At 58.4% G+C, this 14,524-nt stretch carries 16 protein-coding genes; 6 read left to right on the top strand and 10 right to left on the bottom strand.

All coding sequences use genetic code 11. The features are described from left to right. The first annotated feature begins 125 nt into the window (after nt 1-125). The 3 genes from CIK74_RS06855 (at nt 126) to CIK74_RS06845 (ending at nt 2,448) form a co-directional block, all read left to right on the top strand. On the top strand, nt 126-371 hold the full coding sequence (locus CIK74_RS06855; protein ID WP_096255035.1) for an acyl carrier protein: 246 nt from the start codon (nt 126-128) through the stop codon (nt 369-371). A 115-nt stretch (nt 372-486) separates the two neighbouring features. Further along, nucleotides 487-1,728 (top strand): beta-ketoacyl-[acyl-carrier-protein] synthase II, encoded by a 1,242-nt coding sequence (locus CIK74_RS06850; RefSeq protein ID WP_096255059.1) that lies wholly within the window; start codon nt 487-489, stop codon nt 1,726-1,728. A gap of 144 nt (nt 1,729-1,872) precedes the next feature. Then, nucleotides 1,873-2,448, top strand: coding sequence for a dihydrofolate reductase family protein (locus CIK74_RS06845; RefSeq protein WP_096255034.1), 576 nt, complete (start codon nt 1,873-1,875; stop codon nt 2,446-2,448). A gap of 130 nt (nt 2,449-2,578) precedes the next feature. Here the strand turns inward: CIK74_RS06845 and CIK74_RS06840 are convergent, their stop codons facing one another. From CIK74_RS06840 to CIK74_RS06820, 5 genes are all read right to left on the bottom strand, one after another. Beyond that, a complete protein-coding gene (locus CIK74_RS06840) occupies nt 2,579-3,082 on the bottom strand; it encodes a DUF3145 domain-containing protein (RefSeq protein WP_096255033.1) in 504 nt (167 codons plus the stop codon). Nucleotides 3,083-3,225: 143 nt separating this feature from the next. Further along, nucleotides 3,226-4,239: a tyrosine recombinase XerC gene (locus CIK74_RS06835; protein ID WP_096255032.1), complete on the bottom strand. Its 1,014-nt coding sequence runs from the start codon at nt 4,237-4,239 to the stop codon at nt 3,226-3,228. A gap of 5 nt (nt 4,240-4,244) precedes the next feature. Then, a complete protein-coding gene (dprA, locus tag CIK74_RS06830; protein WP_096255031.1) occupies nt 4,245-5,492 on the bottom strand; it encodes a DNA-processing protein DprA in 1,248 nt (415 codons plus the stop codon). A 9-nt stretch (nt 5,493-5,501) separates the two neighbouring features. Continuing rightward, a complete protein-coding gene (locus CIK74_RS06825) occupies nt 5,502-7,043 on the bottom strand; it encodes a YifB family Mg chelatase-like AAA ATPase (protein WP_096255030.1) in 1,542 nt (513 codons plus the stop codon). Next, a complete protein-coding gene (locus CIK74_RS06820) occupies nt 7,040-7,399 on the bottom strand; it encodes a YraN family protein (RefSeq protein ID WP_096255029.1) in 360 nt (119 codons plus the stop codon). Before CIK74_RS06820 ends, CIK74_RS06825 begins: the two co-directional genes overlap by 4 nt. A gap of 1,050 nt (nt 7,400-8,449) precedes the next feature. On the opposite strand from CIK74_RS06820, the gene CIK74_RS06815 reads away from it, so the two are divergent. The 3 genes from CIK74_RS06815 (at nt 8,450) to CIK74_RS06805 (ending at nt 11,572) form a co-directional block, all read left to right on the top strand. Beyond that, entirely contained in the window at nt 8,450-9,718 is a 1,269-nt protein-coding gene (locus CIK74_RS06815; RefSeq protein ID WP_096255028.1) for a glycine betaine/L-proline ABC transporter ATP-binding protein, read from the top strand. After that, complete coding sequence (locus tag CIK74_RS06810; protein WP_096255027.1) at nt 9,718-10,614, top strand: ABC transporter permease subunit; 897 nt, start codon at nt 9,718-9,720, stop codon at nt 10,612-10,614. Before CIK74_RS06815 ends, CIK74_RS06810 begins: the two co-directional genes overlap by 1 nt. A gap of 64 nt (nt 10,615-10,678) precedes the next feature. After that, nucleotides 10,679-11,572, top strand: a complete 894-nt coding sequence (locus CIK74_RS06805; RefSeq protein WP_096255026.1) for a glycine betaine ABC transporter substrate-binding protein — start codon at nt 10,679-10,681, stop codon at nt 11,570-11,572. Between the two features lie 73 nt (nt 11,573-11,645). Here the strand turns inward: CIK74_RS06805 and CIK74_RS06800 are convergent, their stop codons facing one another. The 5 genes from CIK74_RS06800 to CIK74_RS18720 form a co-directional block, all read right to left on the bottom strand. After that, nucleotides 11,646-11,966: a DUF2469 domain-containing protein gene (locus CIK74_RS06800; RefSeq protein WP_096255025.1), complete on the bottom strand. Its 321-nt coding sequence runs from the start codon at nt 11,964-11,966 to the stop codon at nt 11,646-11,648. 16 nt (nt 11,967-11,982) lie between these two features. Further along, on the bottom strand, nt 11,983-12,690 hold the full coding sequence (locus tag CIK74_RS06795; RefSeq protein ID WP_096255024.1) for a ribonuclease HII: 708 nt from the start codon (nt 12,688-12,690) through the stop codon (nt 11,983-11,985). 3 nt (nt 12,691-12,693) lie between these two features. Then, on the bottom strand, nt 12,694-13,392 hold the full coding sequence (gene lepB, locus CIK74_RS06790; RefSeq protein ID WP_096255023.1) for a signal peptidase I: 699 nt from the start codon (nt 13,390-13,392) through the stop codon (nt 12,694-12,696). 169 nt (nt 13,393-13,561) lie between these two features. Continuing rightward, nucleotides 13,562-14,110: a hypothetical protein gene (locus CIK74_RS06785; RefSeq protein WP_096255022.1), complete on the bottom strand. Its 549-nt coding sequence runs from the start codon at nt 14,108-14,110 to the stop codon at nt 13,562-13,564. A gap of 170 nt (nt 14,111-14,280) precedes the next feature. Beyond that, nucleotides 14,281-14,524: LPXTG cell wall anchor domain-containing protein (locus CIK74_RS18720; protein ID WP_170947779.1), on the bottom strand; the 244-nt coding region annotated here is incomplete at its 5' end.

Here is a 14,524-nt window from a genome sequence, read left to right as displayed (position 1 = left end):
CCGAAGGCGAAAGCCGACGCGAAACAGCGCGTAAAATTTTACTAAGACCGGCACCGCCCGACACCGGGTGCGCGCCACACACAATGGCCGGAATCATCCGGCACAATCAGAAAAGGAGCCATTCCATGGCTAGCACCGAAGAAATCCTGGCGGGCCTCGCCGAAATCGTTAACGCCGAGACCGGCCTGGACGTTGCAGACGTGCAGATGGACAAGTCCTTCACCGAAGACCTGGACATCGACTCGATCTCGATGATGACCATCGTCGTTGAGGCAGAAGACAAGTTCGAGGTGAAGATCCCGGACGAAGAGGTCAAGAACCTGAAGACCGTGGGCGACGCAGTGAACTTCATCGCCGCAGCACAGGCCTAAGCAGTTTCGTCGCACCCTCGGTGCGGCACACCGTCATGTGGGCAAGCCACACGCACGGGTCGGTACGTGAAGCCGACCCCCACAATTTTTTTACCGCCCAGTAGAGAGTTTGATGATGGCGCGCAAAGTAGTGATCACCGGTCTCGGAGCCACAACCCCTATCGGTGGGGACGTCCCCACCCTATGGGAGAACGCCCTTAAGGGTGTCTCCGGCGCCGCCACCTTGACCGATTCCTGGGTGGAGGAATACCACCTGCCTGTCACCTTCGCAGCGCGCGCCTCGGTCCCAGCCACCGATGTGCTCTCCCGCGTGGAAGCAAAGCGTATGGATCCATCCACGCAGTTCGCCGTGGTTGCCGCGCGTGAAGCGTGGAAAGACTCCGGAATCGAAGAGGTCGACCGCAATAAGCTTGCCGTCGCCTTCGCCACCGGCATCGGCGGCGTCTGGACCCTGCTTGACGCGTGGGACACCCTGCGCGAAAAGGGCCCACGGCGCGTCTTGCCAATGACCGTGCCAATGCTGATGCCAAACGGCCCGGCCGCCGCGGTCTCCTTGGATCTAGGTGCCGCCGCCGGAGCTCACACCCCGGTCTCCGCCTGTGCCTCGGGCACCGAAGCGATGCACGTGGGCATGGAACTGATCCGTGCCGGCAAGGCAGACGTTGTGGTAGTCGGTGGCGCGGAAGCAGCCATCCACCCGATGCCGATCGCCGCGTTCTCCTCGATGCAGGCACTCTCGCGCAGCAACGACAACCCACAGGGTGCTTCACGCCCCTATGACATCGACCGTAATGGCTTTGTGATGGGTGAAGGCGCTGGCGCACTGGTGCTGGAAGCCGAAGAGCACGCACTGGCTCGTGGCGCACGGATCTACGCCGAACTTGCAGGTACCTCGGTGACCGCAGACGCGTACCACATCACCGCACCGGACCCACAGGGCTTGGGCGCTACCCGCGCACTGAAGGCAGCAATGTTTGACGGCCTGATTCAGCCAGAAGACGTGGTGCACGTCAACGCTCACGCCACCTCCACCCCGGTGGGCGACAAGCCTGAATACACCGCGTTGAAGGCAGCCCTGGGCGATCACCTGGATAACGTGTGGGTCTCGGCGACCAAGTCGCAGATGGGTCACCTGCTTGGCGCTTCGGGCGCAGTGGAGTCCGTACTGACCACCTTGGCGATTTACCACCGCCTCGCACCGGTGACCATTAACCTAGATAATCAGGATCCGGAGATTCCATTGAAGGTTGTCACCGGCGAGCCTGCGAAGCTTCCTGCTGAGGGCAGCATCGTGGCACTGAATAACTCCTTTGGTTTTGGTGGACACAACGCAGTGGTCGCAATCCGCAGCGTCTAGTACCTACTTGAACCGTTGATGACGGGGCGCCTTCTGAAGTTCAGAAGGCGCCCCGTCATTGCTTTAAGCTCTTAGGCTACGATCACTAGTAGCTAAACCTAGGTGGGCCAGCTCAAGCCAGCGCGGAAGAAAGAAGCAACTGCCATGCGTCAACTGATTGTCACCGCATTTACCTCGCTCGACGGAGTGATGGAAGCCCCGGGCGGTGAACCCGGGTATCACAACGCCGGCTGGTCCATGTCCAGTGTGGAGTTTGATCCGGCCGCGTACGAGATCAAGGGTAGCGAACAAGATCAGGCCGAAGCGATGGTGCTGGGCCGAGTCAGTTATCAATCATTCGGTGCGGCGTGGCCATCTATGGAGGAGCAGTTCGAGAAATATAATGCCATGCCCAAATATGTGCTGAGCACGTCTCTGCGTAAGAACGAGCTGATCGATGGGTGGGGCGATACTCAGATTCTTCGTTCGACTGCCGAGGTGGCAAGGCTGCGTGCGGGTGAGGGTGGCCCGTTGATTGTGCATGGCTCGGCGACCTTGGTGCATTCCCTGCAGGAACACCAGCTTATCGACCGGTATCACCTGTTGGTCTTCCCGATACTGCTGGGGTCGGGCAAACGACTATTCAGTGAGGCCTCATTGGCGACGCAGAAGCTGCAACTGGTGGATTCGGCCGTGTACTCCAACGGTATTCAAAAGAACATCTACGACGTCGTTCGCTAATATTCACGTCGCACGCAAACGGGATCCCGAAACTTCTTCGGGATCCCGTTTTTCTGCGGTAACACCCCGCACCACCGGGGATTTACTCGGGAAGACTTATTCAGTCTCCCCCAGACTTAGTAACCAGTTGTTATACCACCTGGTTGAGCCATCGAACAGGTGCATCGTCACCTGCATGGCGGAATGGTTCAAGTTCTTCATCCCAGGCTTCGCCGAGAGCAACAGACATTTCTTGGAAGAAGACCGAGGCGTTTCCGTCGCCCTTTTCATAGGCCCAACGGATGCGCTCTTCGCTGACCATAATGTTGCCGGCGACATCTACGGTCGCGTGGAAAATTCCCAGATCCGGGGTGAACGACCAGCGACTTCCGTCGCAGCCTTCGCTTGGGTCTTCGGTGACTTCAAAACGTAGGTGCTGCCATCCGCGCATTGCGGTGGCCAGGCTGGCACCGGTACCTTGCAGGCCCGTCCAGGTAATTTCGGCACGACGAAGCCCAGGAGCTACGTGCTGGTCACTCCAGTCCATCTTGACTGGTTGGCCGAGCACCTCCTGAATGGCCCACTCCAGATGTGGGCACAACGCGGCAGAGGCCGAGTGAATATAAATCACGCCTCGTGTCATCGATGCAGACATGCCATCCTCCGTTACGGTGTTGATCGTCTTCCCCTACGTCAACCTCGCCGAAGTGCAGTACTTACCGACAAGTACCATTTTGCCCGAAGAGCGAGACTTTCGCCAGCCGTACGGGGGATTTGATCTAGATTTCAACCAAATGCTCAGGCCCGCGGATGAGCTTGGCGGTAACTTTGACGTAATCTGTCCACCGAGACGTGGGTATAGAGCTGGGTGGTAGCTAACGAGGAGTGTCCCAAGAACTCTTGAACCGCGCGTAGATCCGCGCCTCCATCAAGCAAATGAGTGGCCACGGTATGGCGCAAAGCGTGCGGCCCACTAGCCGAGGTATCCCCCAGTGATTTGAGTGCTTGGGCGATCACTTCACGTGCTTGCCTGACGTTAAGTCGCCCGCCACGAGCACCCACCAGCAACGCCCCACCAGTTTCCGCATGCGCCAGAACTTTTCGGTGATTTCGAAGCCAATGATTGATCACTCGTTCGGCCGGTTTTCCAAAAGGAACCACCCGTTCTTTATTTCCCTTACCCACTATGCGCACGGTACGTCGTTCAAAATCAATGTCAGCAATATCCAGCGAAACGAGTTCACTGATGCGCAACCCCGACGCGTAAAGCAGTTCCGCGATGACCCGGTCTCGGGACGCTAGGGCAATGCGTTTTTGCTCCGCCACAATTTCCGCTTTGCTCAGCGTTTTGGCTGGTTCACCGTTCGCAGGCTCAGACTTGGTAGTTTCCGACGCGGGTTCACTGAGCAAACGATCAATCTGCCCGGTCTGCAATACGTGGGGCAACCGCTGCTCTTTTTTCGGTGCCACCAAACGCAACGCAGGATCCTTGGCTACCAGCTGATGCTTGAGCGCCCACGCAAAGAAGTTTTTGACCGACGAGATGCGCCGGGCGATGGTGGTGCGTGAAATCTGCGCTTCGTGCTGGATTGCTAGCCAGTCGCGCAGCATCTGGACGGTGACATCCGATAGACGTTGAACGCGAGCTTGTCCCACCAAGAATTCGGTCATCAGTCGCAGATCCACACCATAGGCACGCAAGGTATTTTCGCTGCGTGCACGTTCCAGCCGCAAATAGTCCAGGTAGTCGGCGATAGGCTCGCTGATAGCTAACGGGACTTGTGGCACTTGAGGGGCTGGTTCGGGCTTCATCCCTTTCAATTTACCGCGTTTTTCACCGATAAACTTCGACGGCTCACCAGCCTGAACTGCGTGCCGTTGGACTCCGCTACGCCTAAGCGTTGAAGTACGCTCAGGGCACGCAGGGTTTCTAAAATGGGGATCCCGCTCAGCGCCGAAATTTCATCGGGAACGTGGCCTTGCGCAAAATTCATCACGTCATAAATCATCGACTGAGTTTTGGTCAGCGAATCCAACGGACGTTCCTGACTTTCAACCGCTGGAATCTGGGCCCCAGCAGGTTCGGCTGGCACACCGAGCAGCTCAAGCACATCGCTGGTACTAGTCACCAGCGCGGCGGTTCCGGCGGCGAGCAGCCTGTGGGTGCCGGCCGAGTTGGGCGAATAAATACTACCGGGCACCGCAGCCACCTCACGGCCGAGCTCTACTGCATGGTTCGCGGTGTTGAGCGCACCCGAACGGTGCCGGGCCTCGGTAACAACGGTGAGTCTGCTCAGCCCCGCAATCAGCCGGTTGCGGTTCAGGAACCTGAACCTTGTCGGAGCGGTGCCCGGCGGCACCTCGGAGAGCAAGAGTCCTGAGTGAATAATCTGACGTAGTAGTGACTCGTTGCCAGCCGGATAGGGTCTATCCGCTCCCCCGGCCAGGATAGTAATTGTTGGGTAACTGGACAACTCGGGGTCTGCCACGGAGAGGGCGGCGCGGTGAGCGCTCGTGTCGATTCCGTACGCGCCTCCGGAAACGATGGAAAATCCGCGCAGTGTCAGTTTCCGGGCCAGTTCGAACGTGACCTGATGGCCGTAGTCGCTAGAGTCGCGTGAGCCGACGATGGAGATACAGCGTGCAAGCTGTTGTTCGCTGAGCAGTTCGGGACGCGCGGTGCGCCACCACAGGCACAAAGGTTTTCCCAGCCCCAAGTCATCAAGCTGTGAGGGCCATCGCGGATCTTCTGCGGTGAGCAGTCCTCCATCTTGTGCGGTGATGGTGTCTAACGCGAGTTGTGGGTTGCTGAGCCCTAGGCGTTTACGCCACCGGGTCAGCGCGACCGGGAGGCTTAGTGCTTTATTGGAAACGGTGCTCTCACCTAAGATGTCCGTCAGTTGGGTGTTCAGCGAACCTGGCACGTGGTCTTGGCGGTGAATCAGAGCTAATAATTCGGTCGGGCTCATCAGTTGCAGCAGAGCGTTGGCGGCGAAGTCGTTGGGTTCAATCAGCGTGTTCAGTTCTGCAAAGCACAATAGCTGCGCGGTATCTGGGCTAGACATGATCCGCTCCTATCTCGGGTCGAGGTTTTGTCGAAAATGCAGGGCACCGTCTAGATCATCGACAGTGGGCGCGCTATGTTGTTGCTGATCTGCGATAGTCCAGGCCACACGCAACATCCGGTCTAATCCACGGGCCGAAATTTCATGGCTTTCACCGATCAGTTCCAAGGCCCGCTGGGTAGCCATGGGGTACTGCAGTTCGTGGCGCAAGATTTTTGCGCTGAGCCGGGCATTGCAGTTCAACCCCCAAGGTTCTAAGCGGGCAGTTGCCAGATGCCTGGCGGCTAGCACCCGGGTGCGTACGGTGGCGCTGGATTCGGCCGCTTCCCGGCCGAGTAATTGTTGACCGGTCAGCGCGTTCATCTTCACCTGCAGATCGATCCGGTCCAGCAGTGGCCCGGAAAGTTTGGAGAAGTAGCGCCGTCGGGCGTTTGGAGTGCAGGTGCACCCAGTCCCGCTACCAAAATTTCTTCCGCAGGGACACGGGTTCGCAGCCAGGATCAGCTGAAACCGTGCCGGCAGTTGCTGATGACCACTCGCGCGAGCCAAATTGATGTGTCCCTCTTCCACCGGTTGGCGCAGCGCGTCGAGCACCCCGGCGCGAAATTCGGTCGCCTCGTCGAGGAAAAGAATCCCAGCGTGGGCCCGCGTGATGGCTCCGGGTCTGATATTGCGGCTCCCACCGCCGAGCAGCGCAGCACTGGAGGCGGTATGGTGCGGGGCAATAAAGGGGGCGGTGTTTTGCAACTTCGTAATTCCACCCTGTCCACCGCGGGTGATGGAGTCGATCGCGGTGGCTTCTAAGGAGTCAGCAACGTCTAGTGGTGGCAGGATGCCGGGCAGGCACCGGGCAAGTAAGGTTTTGCCCGCTCCGGCGGGGCCAACCATAATGAGGTGGTGTCCCCCGGCGGCGGCGATTTCCAAGGCGAGTTTCGCCTCGTACTGTCCGTTGACCAAGTTTAGGTCTTGTGAAACCTCGGATTCATCGGGTAGCTCTACTCTTTCCGGGCGCTGGTGACGTAAGTAGGTGCGAATACTTTCCGGCGGCGCCCCACACATCACCAAAACCTGGCCTAGGTGCTGGGCTCCGGTAATGCGCACCCCGGGGACCAGTCTGGCTTCGGCCTCGTTTGCGGCTGCCACAAAGACGTGCCGATAGCCGTTGTGCACGGCGAAGCGCACCGCGGGTAATACTCCGGCCACCGGACGCAGCGTCCCGTCAAGTGCCAATTCGGCAAGGAAGATCGTATCTGCGGGGATCGTGAGCATTCCGTCGGCGGCCAGCGCGGCGATGACGATGGCCAGATCGAAGCCCGAACCAAATTTCGGTAACGTCGCCGGGGACAAATTCACCGTAAGTTTTCGATTCGCCAGTGGCAGACCGGTATTTCGGGCTGCAGCCTTGATGCGTTCGCGGGCTTCGTTCAGCGAGGCGTCGGGCAAGCCGAGGATCAGGAAGCCAGGAATCCCGTTGCCTAGATCCGCTTCCACGTCGATTAGTGCCGGTTGCACCCCGTGTAGCGCCACCGCGGCGGTGCGGGCCACGCTCATGAGGCCACCTGCTCATGATGCTGACAGCGGTAACCACCGGACTGCGGATAAACCTCGATGACGTCAATACGCAGCCGGCCGACGTAGCGTCCCCGGGTTTTGCCCCACGCCAGTAGCAGGCGTTGCAAGCGGCGATATTTGCTGGGGGTGATTGCGTCGAAGCCGGTGCCGAAGTTGTTGGTGCTGCGCGTTTTGACCTCGACGGCGAGCACGAAGTCGTTCGCGTCGGCGACGATCAGATCCAGTTCCCCGATTTTGCAGCGCCAGTTACGTTCTAAAATTCGGTATCCGTGGGCGCAGAGGTAGTCGGCGGCGGCTTGTTCTCCGCGTGCGCCAAGTAATTGCTGTTGATTCATCGGTCATCGGTCCTTGGATTCGATTCGGAATATGAACACAAGCTTCACCGCTCTGCGCCCCGCATAGGATCGGCCAGGCTCGAACTGTGCATAACGTGGCAATCCTTTGGCCCCCTGCGTTGCAAAGTCATCTCGGCGAGGTGTAATTTTTCTGCCCACACGAAGAAGTGATGATGGTTCTATGGTGAAGGTGACACAGCAGCGGGTGGCCCGAGCAACGCACAGTGCAGAACATAGGCGCACCGATTCCGCCTTCGACTAGCGAAGTAGACCAAGGAATCGAGCGGAACCGGAGTTTTCACAAAACAAAGCGTTTGAGGAATTCACTTGGCAGGCTAGACCGCGATCTGGACGCGCCGAGCAATGGTGCCCGTGCGCCGCCAGGCACCTGCCAGGTCCCATACTGTTCAGCTACCCGATTATCACTGGTAAACGGTCAAAAGTCTGCGGAAATTGGATCAAGAATTGAGCAAATCTACCCACCATTTGCTCATCTCCGTGGGTGATTATCTGCAGATAATTTTCGTGCCGAATTAGCCACCGTGAAAACAATTACCGTCTAATTAGCAGCCAATTTTGGCAACCATTCTCACCTCACGTGCAGTACTCAACCCGACCTTCGGCAAGCTCGCTGTCGAAAACACGACCGGTAGCTAAGGGAAGTTTTAACCGCAGGCGGATTAGTTCTTGTTTTGCTTCCTCAATCACTGGATTTAGAGCCCTAGTTATAACGATTTAGTAACTTGCGATCCTGAGCCTAGAATCCGCGATAGGTTGGGGTTTAAGCAGACCAATACTAGAGGTTTTGGCACCTCGTCAAAAACTAATTCTTCAGGAATTTGTTAGTGTTGGAATCCAGCTATGACATCTAGTTTGTGTCGGCCGAGAATAACAGAATCTAGGACCGTGCACGCCCCAAATGGTTAACTTCGGGTCGTGCAAACAAGTAGTGAGCCGCGGCGATCGACTATTCAAGAATCTGGTTGCAGCGCGCAAGACTTGTGGTCCCCAACCAGCTCATACCCTCGCAGGTACCGGGCAGTGGAGACAATGACCCATAACATCGCCGTCAAGGTCGAGAACTTGTATAAGGTCTTCGGTCGTAAACCGCAAGAAGCGGTCAAGCAACTCATGGCCGGCACGAAGCGCGAAGATCTGCCTTCATCAACTACCGCAGCTGTCATCGACGCCTCCTTTGAAGTGAAGGAAGGCGAAATATTTGTCGTCATGGGCCTCTCCGGCTCGGGCAAATCCACGCTGATCCGCGCATTAAACGGGCTCTGGGAGGCGACCTCGGGGCAGGTCACCCTGGGAGACGACAAGATCACCGGGATGTCTTCGGCAAAGTTGCGCGAAGTGAGAAGAAAACGCGTCTCCATGGTTTTCCAGCACTTTGCGTTGCTGCCACATCGTACGGTTTTGGCAAATGTGGCTTACCCGTTGGAGCAGCAGGGAGTCGGACGCGCTCAGCGCCTGTCCACCGCGGCGAAGACGTTGGATTTGGTGGGGCTCACCGGCTGGGGCGATAAAATGCCCAGCGAATTATCCGGTGGCATGCAGCAGCGTGTGGGCATTGCCCGCGCGTTGGCCGCAAATACCGAAATACTGCTCATGGACGAAGCGTTTTCCGCGCTGGATCCACTGATCCGCCGTGAAATGCAAGAACAGCTCATCCAGCTTCAAGCCAAGCTGGGCAAGACCATCGTCTTCATTACTCACGATTTGAACGAGGCCATGTTCCTAGGTGACCGCATTGCGGTCATGCGTGACGGGCAAATTGTCCAGGTCGGCACGCCGGAGGAAATCCTGATGGATCCGGCCAATGACTATGTGGCGCAATTCGTCCAAGACGTGGATCGCGCTCGGGTGCTCACCGCGTCCGCGGTGCTTGAACCAACCAGGGCGGTCATCCACGAGAGTGACGGACCGCGCAATGCGCTGCGCACCATGAACGAATTGTTCCTCTCCGCGGCAATCGTCACCAACCGGGAGCGCCAAGTGGTGGGGATGATCACCGACCGAGACGCTCTGAAACTGGTGCAGCTAGGCGAAAGCACTATCACCTCGAAGATTCAGCCGTTGGAATCGGTCAACCGCGATACCCCATTGATCGACCTCTTTGTCCCGTCGGTGGAATCCCCGTTGCCGGTGACCGTCACCGATGAAGAGCACCGTTTATTAGGTGTGATCCCGCGGGTGACACTGTTGGCGGCGCTGGCCTCCACCACTCCGCCGACCGAAGAAATGACGGTACTTTCAAAACCGCTGCCGGGCAATGTTGTTGATGCGGCGCTGCAGGGTGCCGGGGAGGAAAACTAATGGACGGCTTTACTATTCCGGTAGGAGATGTCGCCGAAAAGGCCATCAACTGGGTGATCGACAATATGGCAGCGTTCTTCGACCTGCTGCGCACGATCTTCATTGAAATGTATGACGGGGTCTACTACCTGCTAGGCACCCCACACTTCGCGGTTATTATCGGCGTGGTCGCGGTCATCGCGCTGCTGGCCCGCGGATGGCAGTTCATGCTCGGCTCGGTGATCGGGCTGGTGCTCATCGTAGGAATGGACCAATGGGATAACGCCATGGTTTCCCTCGCACTGGTACTGGTTGCTACCTTCTGGGCGCTGGTGATTTCGCTGCCGCTGGGTATTTGGGCGGCGCGCTCCACTACGTTCTCCAACATTGTGCGCCCCTTCTTGGACTTCTTGCAGACCATGCCGGCCTTCGTCTACCTGATCCCGGCACTAATGCTCTTCCGTGTCGGGGTGGCACCGGGCATCGTGGCGACCATCGCCTTCGCGCTGGCTCCCGGGGTGCGCTTCACCGAACTGGGCATCCGCTCGGTAGACAAGGAAGTGGTGGAGGCCGGACAGGCCTTCGGCTCTTCCCCCGCACGCATCCTTCGCCAGATCCAGCTACCGCTGGCCTTGCCGACCATTATGGCCGGCGTCAACCAGGTCATCATGCTTTCGCTATCCATGGTCGTGATCGCCGGCATGGTCGGCGCCGGCGGCCTGGGCGGAGACGTGATCCTCTCACTGGGCCGGCTTGATACCGCCCTGGGTGTGGAGGCAGGTCTGGGCGTGGTCATCTTGGCGATGATCCTTGACCGGTTGACCAACGCCTTCGGGCGTCAATCTGGGCTCTTCTCCTGGTTCGCCAAGCGCCGCAAGTCCGCTGCCGCGGCGAAGGAACAAGAACTCGCGGCCTAAGCCGCGCACTGAAACCATCAATGATCTGGCGGCTCGCACCGCTCACTCGAAAGGAATCACGATCATGAAACTCAAAACCCTGAAATTTGGAGCACTGCTCGCGGCCAGCGCGCTGGCGTTGACCGCTTGCGGCAGTGGCAGCGGCGACAACGGCGGCGATGCCGCAGCGGATGACAAGAAGATGAACATTGCGGTCTTCAACGGCTGGGATGAAGGCATCGCTACCAGTGAACTGTGGAAGGCAGTGCTTGAGGAGAAGGGCTACGAGGTTGAGCTGATCAACGCCGATGTCGCTCCGCTCTTCCAGGGCCTGTCCACCGGTGACTACGATGTGACCACCGACGTGTGGCTGCCGGTCACCCACGCCTCCAACCTGGAAAAGTTCGGCGAGGACATCAAGGACCTGGGCGCCTGGAATGAGGAGTCACGCTTGACCGTGGCGGTCAACGAAGACGCACCGATCGATTCACTCGATGAGCTAGCGGCCAACGCGGATAAGTTCGGCAACCGCATCGTTGGCATCGAGCCAGGCGCCGGACTGACCGAAGCGATGAACAAGTCGGTCATCCCGGACTACGGCCTAGATGACATGGACTTCGTGACCAGCTCGACCTCCGCAATGCTCACCGAGCTGGAGACCGCGACGAAGAACAAAGAGAACATCGTCGTCACCCTGTGGGAGCCACACTGGGCCTACAGCGCGTACCCGGTCAAGAACCTGAAGGATCCTAAGGGTGCACTAGGCGACGCCGAAGGCATGCACACCTTCAGCCGTGCGGACTTCGCCGATGACCACGCCGAGGTTGCCAAGTGGATGGGCAACTTCAAGATGGATCTGGAGACCCTCTACGATCTGGAAAACTTGCTCTTCGTTGAGAACGACACCGATGACTTGCAGCCACTGGTTAAGCAGTGGATGGAAGATAACCGTGACTTCGTTGACGGTATGACCAAGTAGCCAACACACCGGCAAAAACCAAAGGCACGTTCCCCAGCTACTGGCGGGGAACGTGCCTTTGGTTTTGTCAGCGTTAGCCGCCGAGTCCCTCCTTGGGGATCTGCAGCTCGTCGCGGTTGAGTTCTTCGACGTTCACGTCCTTGAAGGTGAGCACCTTGACGGTTTTTACGAAGCGGCCCTGGCGGTAAATATCCCAGACCCATGCGTCGGTCAGGTTCAGCTCGAAGTACACCTCACCCGAATCGGTCAACGTTTTCACGTCCACCTGATTGGCTAGGTAAAAGCGGCGTTCGGTTTCCACCACGTAGTTAAACAACCCAACGACCGCCTTGTACTCGCGGTACAACTGCAATTCGAGGTCTGATTCGTAGTTTTCGAGGTCTTCGGCTGCCATGGTACGTCCTTCTTCTCTAGGCTTTACCTTCGGCCTTTTGGGGTTTGGAAGTCAAGTTCCAACTTTTGCGGTGCAGGTCGCAGGGGCCAAGTTTTTCAATGGCCGCCCGGTGAGTTGCGGTAGCGTACCCCTTATTGATCTCCCAGCCGAAGGCCGGGTAGTCGCTGGCGGCCTGAGCCATCAGCCCGTCACGTTCCACTTTTGCCAGGATCGAGGCGCCGGCGATCGACTGGCAGGTCATGTCGCCCTTGATCAGGGTGCGCACCGGGATGTGCAGTCCGGCCGGTTCGCGGTCATCGGCCAAAAGGTCAAAGAGGTCTTGTTCCGGGGCCGTAAGCCAGTCGTAGCTGCCATCGAGCAAAACTACTTCTGGGGCGATCGTGCACTGCGCTACGGCGCGGGTGCCAGCTAGCCGTAGGGCCGCGGTGACGCCGAGCTGATCGATCTCCGCAGCGCTCGCGTGGCCTACCCCGTAGCCGGCGGCCCAGGCTTGCACTTGCGGCACCAACTCTTCGCGGCGCGCCGGGGTGAGCAGTTTTGAATCGCGCAGTTCACCGAATTCGGGGACCGCGTGGATGTCGATGACGGCGATGCCGACGGTAATCGGTCCGGCCAGTGCCCCGCGACCCACCTCATCCACGCCGCCGATATAGCGTGCGCCGTGTGCGCTAGCCAGTGCCCGCTCGTGTTCTAAGCTGGTCGGTTGCGCTTTGCTGGTGGCCATTAGTTACTTCGCCGCCGGAACGTTGGCGAAAACTTCCTCATGGGTGTCGATGGTTCCGAAGCGGTCCAGTGGCCAGGAAATCAGCGAGGCGCGGCCCTGCACAGAGTCGAGGTCCACAAATCCGCCTTGCACATCCACGTGGAAGCGGGAGTCGGCGCTGGCGCCACGGTGATCGCCCATCACCCAGATTTTGCCTTCGGGTACCGTCACGTCGAACTTGATATCGCTGGGTGAATCGCCGGCATAAATGTAGGGTTCGGTGATTTTTTCGCCGTTAATGGTGAGCTTTCCATCCGCCGAGCAGCATTCGACCTTGTCCCCTGGCATGCCGATGATGCGCTTGACCAGGTACTGTTCGTCGCCCGCGGGCAGGATGCCCACCCAGGACAGCGCGTTTTCTAGCCCCGTGGGAGTGGTTTCTAACGGTGGCAGCCACTGATGGTCATCACGGAAGACCACCACGTCGCCTCGTTCGAGCTCAAAGGGGCCAGGAGTCATCAGGTTCGCGAAGATGCGATCGTTGATCTGCAGCGTGTTTTCCATCGACCCGGAAGGGATGTAATAGGCGCGGAAGAAGAAGGTTTTGATCAGCAGCGACAACGCGATGGCGATGACCAGGATGATCAGTATTTCGCGGACAAACCGCCAAAGCCGGTATATCGGGCCCCGCGCTGGGGGTACTTCTGCGGATTCGGCGTTCACGTTTTCTTTGTTACCTTTCAGTGTCCTGCGTTATCTCCATCTTACGTGGCCGACGCTGACTTCAGTCTCAGGTGCCCAGGTGTGTGGATGCTGGGTTCAGTGTCGGTGCCGCCAGGCATGCCGAAGCCGGCCACACGATGCTGTGTGGCCGGCTTTGGGAACTGCGAATTTAGTTGGCGCGCGTTGCGATGCCGCCGCTTTCGGTGAAGTCCACTGGAATGTCACCTAGTGGCTTGTCCGCATCGAGGTGTTTCTTGATTTCATCCATGTGGCTGGCGTCCACCTGCAAGGTCAGTCCACCATTTTGCGGGTTGAGTGTGTACCCGTGGATTGCCGTGTTCAGCGGGGCTTCGAGCCCAGCCTGCCACTTCATGACATCATTGATGCCCTGGCGCAGATCGTCGGTCGAATAGTTGACCAGGTGGGCCTGCGCGCCGGCGTCTTCGATCGCCTTCATCTGGCTCTCGTCGGTGGTTGAGACGTTCAACTTGCCCTCTTCGATCCAGCCCTGCACGTAAGAGTCTCCCAAGGTGGCCGAGAGTGAGTCATTGGTTTCTAGCAGTGCGTTTTGATCCACAACATTCTCGCTGCTGGTAGGTTCGGTCGATCCTTCGCCGCTAGTGGTTGCCTGGCCGCAGCCGGAGAGCATGAGCCCTGCAACAACTGCGGTCGAAGCCAGCGCGAGTGAGCGTTGAGCCAGTGGGGATTTCTTGATCATTGGGTACTACCGCCTCTTGGTCAGTTCGATCACCTAGGAAGATGATATCTACGGATCTTCAAAGTTTTCGGTGAGACACATGTGTGTCAAGTGAAAGTGCCCCGCTACCGGGTAGGTAACGGGGCACTTTCTGGTTGCTGCCGAAGCTACAACCGCTTAGGGATTATCCCTTAGCTGTGGCGACGGTTTCCGCGGCGGAACAGCAGGAACAATGCGCCAACTAGAGCCAGGGCTCCACCAGCGGCGATCAGTGGGACACTGCTGGAACCGGTATCGGCCAGTGGGTCCTTCTTCTCAGGCGACTTGGATGGAGTCTGGTCATCGTTCTTCGGAGCCTCGGTTGGCTCGTCGGATTCGGTTTCGGTTGGCTTCACGGTTGGCTTAGCCGACTCGCTTGGCTTCTCCGTAGGCTCA

This window comes from Glutamicibacter sp. BW77 (assembly GCF_002332285.1).
GTDB classification, from domain to species: Bacteria; Actinomycetota; Actinomycetes; order Actinomycetales; family Micrococcaceae; genus Glutamicibacter; species Glutamicibacter bergerei.
Note: the sequence above shows the minus strand (reverse complement) of the source record. Positions and strands in the feature narration are given on the sequence as shown.

Bases quoted from the DNA above. Each gene is read 5' to 3' on its own strand.
- CIK74_RS06855 (WP_096255035.1), top strand. From the start codon at position 126: ATGGCTAGCACCGAAGAAATCCTGGCGGGCCTCGCCGAAATCGTTAAC.
- CIK74_RS06850 (WP_096255059.1), top strand. From the start codon at position 487: ATGGCGCGCAAAGTAGTGATCACCGGTCTCGGAGCCACAACCCCTATC.
- CIK74_RS06845 (WP_096255034.1), top strand. From the start codon at position 1,873: ATGCGTCAACTGATTGTCACCGCATTTACCTCGCTCGACGGAGTGATG.
- CIK74_RS06840 (WP_096255033.1), bottom strand. From the start codon at position 3,082: ATGTCTGCATCGATGACACGAGGCGTGATTTATATTCACTCGGCCTCT.
- CIK74_RS06835 (WP_096255032.1), bottom strand. From the start codon at position 4,239: ATGAAGCCCGAACCAGCCCCTCAAGTGCCACAAGTCCCGTTAGCTATC.
- dprA (WP_096255031.1), bottom strand. From the start codon at position 5,492: ATGTCTAGCCCAGATACCGCGCAGCTATTGTGCTTTGCAGAACTGAAC.
- CIK74_RS06825 (WP_096255030.1), bottom strand. From the start codon at position 7,043: ATGAGCGTGGCCCGCACCGCCGCGGTGGCGCTACACGGGGTGCAACCG.
- CIK74_RS06820 (WP_096255029.1), bottom strand. From the start codon at position 7,399: ATGAATCAACAGCAATTACTTGGCGCACGCGGAGAACAAGCCGCCGCC.
- CIK74_RS06815 (WP_096255028.1), top strand. From the start codon at position 8,450: ATGACCCATAACATCGCCGTCAAGGTCGAGAACTTGTATAAGGTCTTC.
- CIK74_RS06810 (WP_096255027.1), top strand. From the start codon at position 9,718: ATGGACGGCTTTACTATTCCGGTAGGAGATGTCGCCGAAAAGGCCATC.
- CIK74_RS06805 (WP_096255026.1), top strand. From the start codon at position 10,679: ATGAAACTCAAAACCCTGAAATTTGGAGCACTGCTCGCGGCCAGCGCG.
- CIK74_RS06800 (WP_096255025.1), bottom strand. From the start codon at position 11,966: ATGGCAGCCGAAGACCTCGAAAACTACGAATCAGACCTCGAATTGCAG.
- CIK74_RS06795 (WP_096255024.1), bottom strand. From the start codon at position 12,690: ATGGCCACCAGCAAAGCGCAACCGACCAGCTTAGAACACGAGCGGGCA.
- CIK74_RS06785 (WP_096255022.1), bottom strand. From the start codon at position 14,110: ATGATCAAGAAATCCCCACTGGCTCAACGCTCACTCGCGCTGGCTTCG.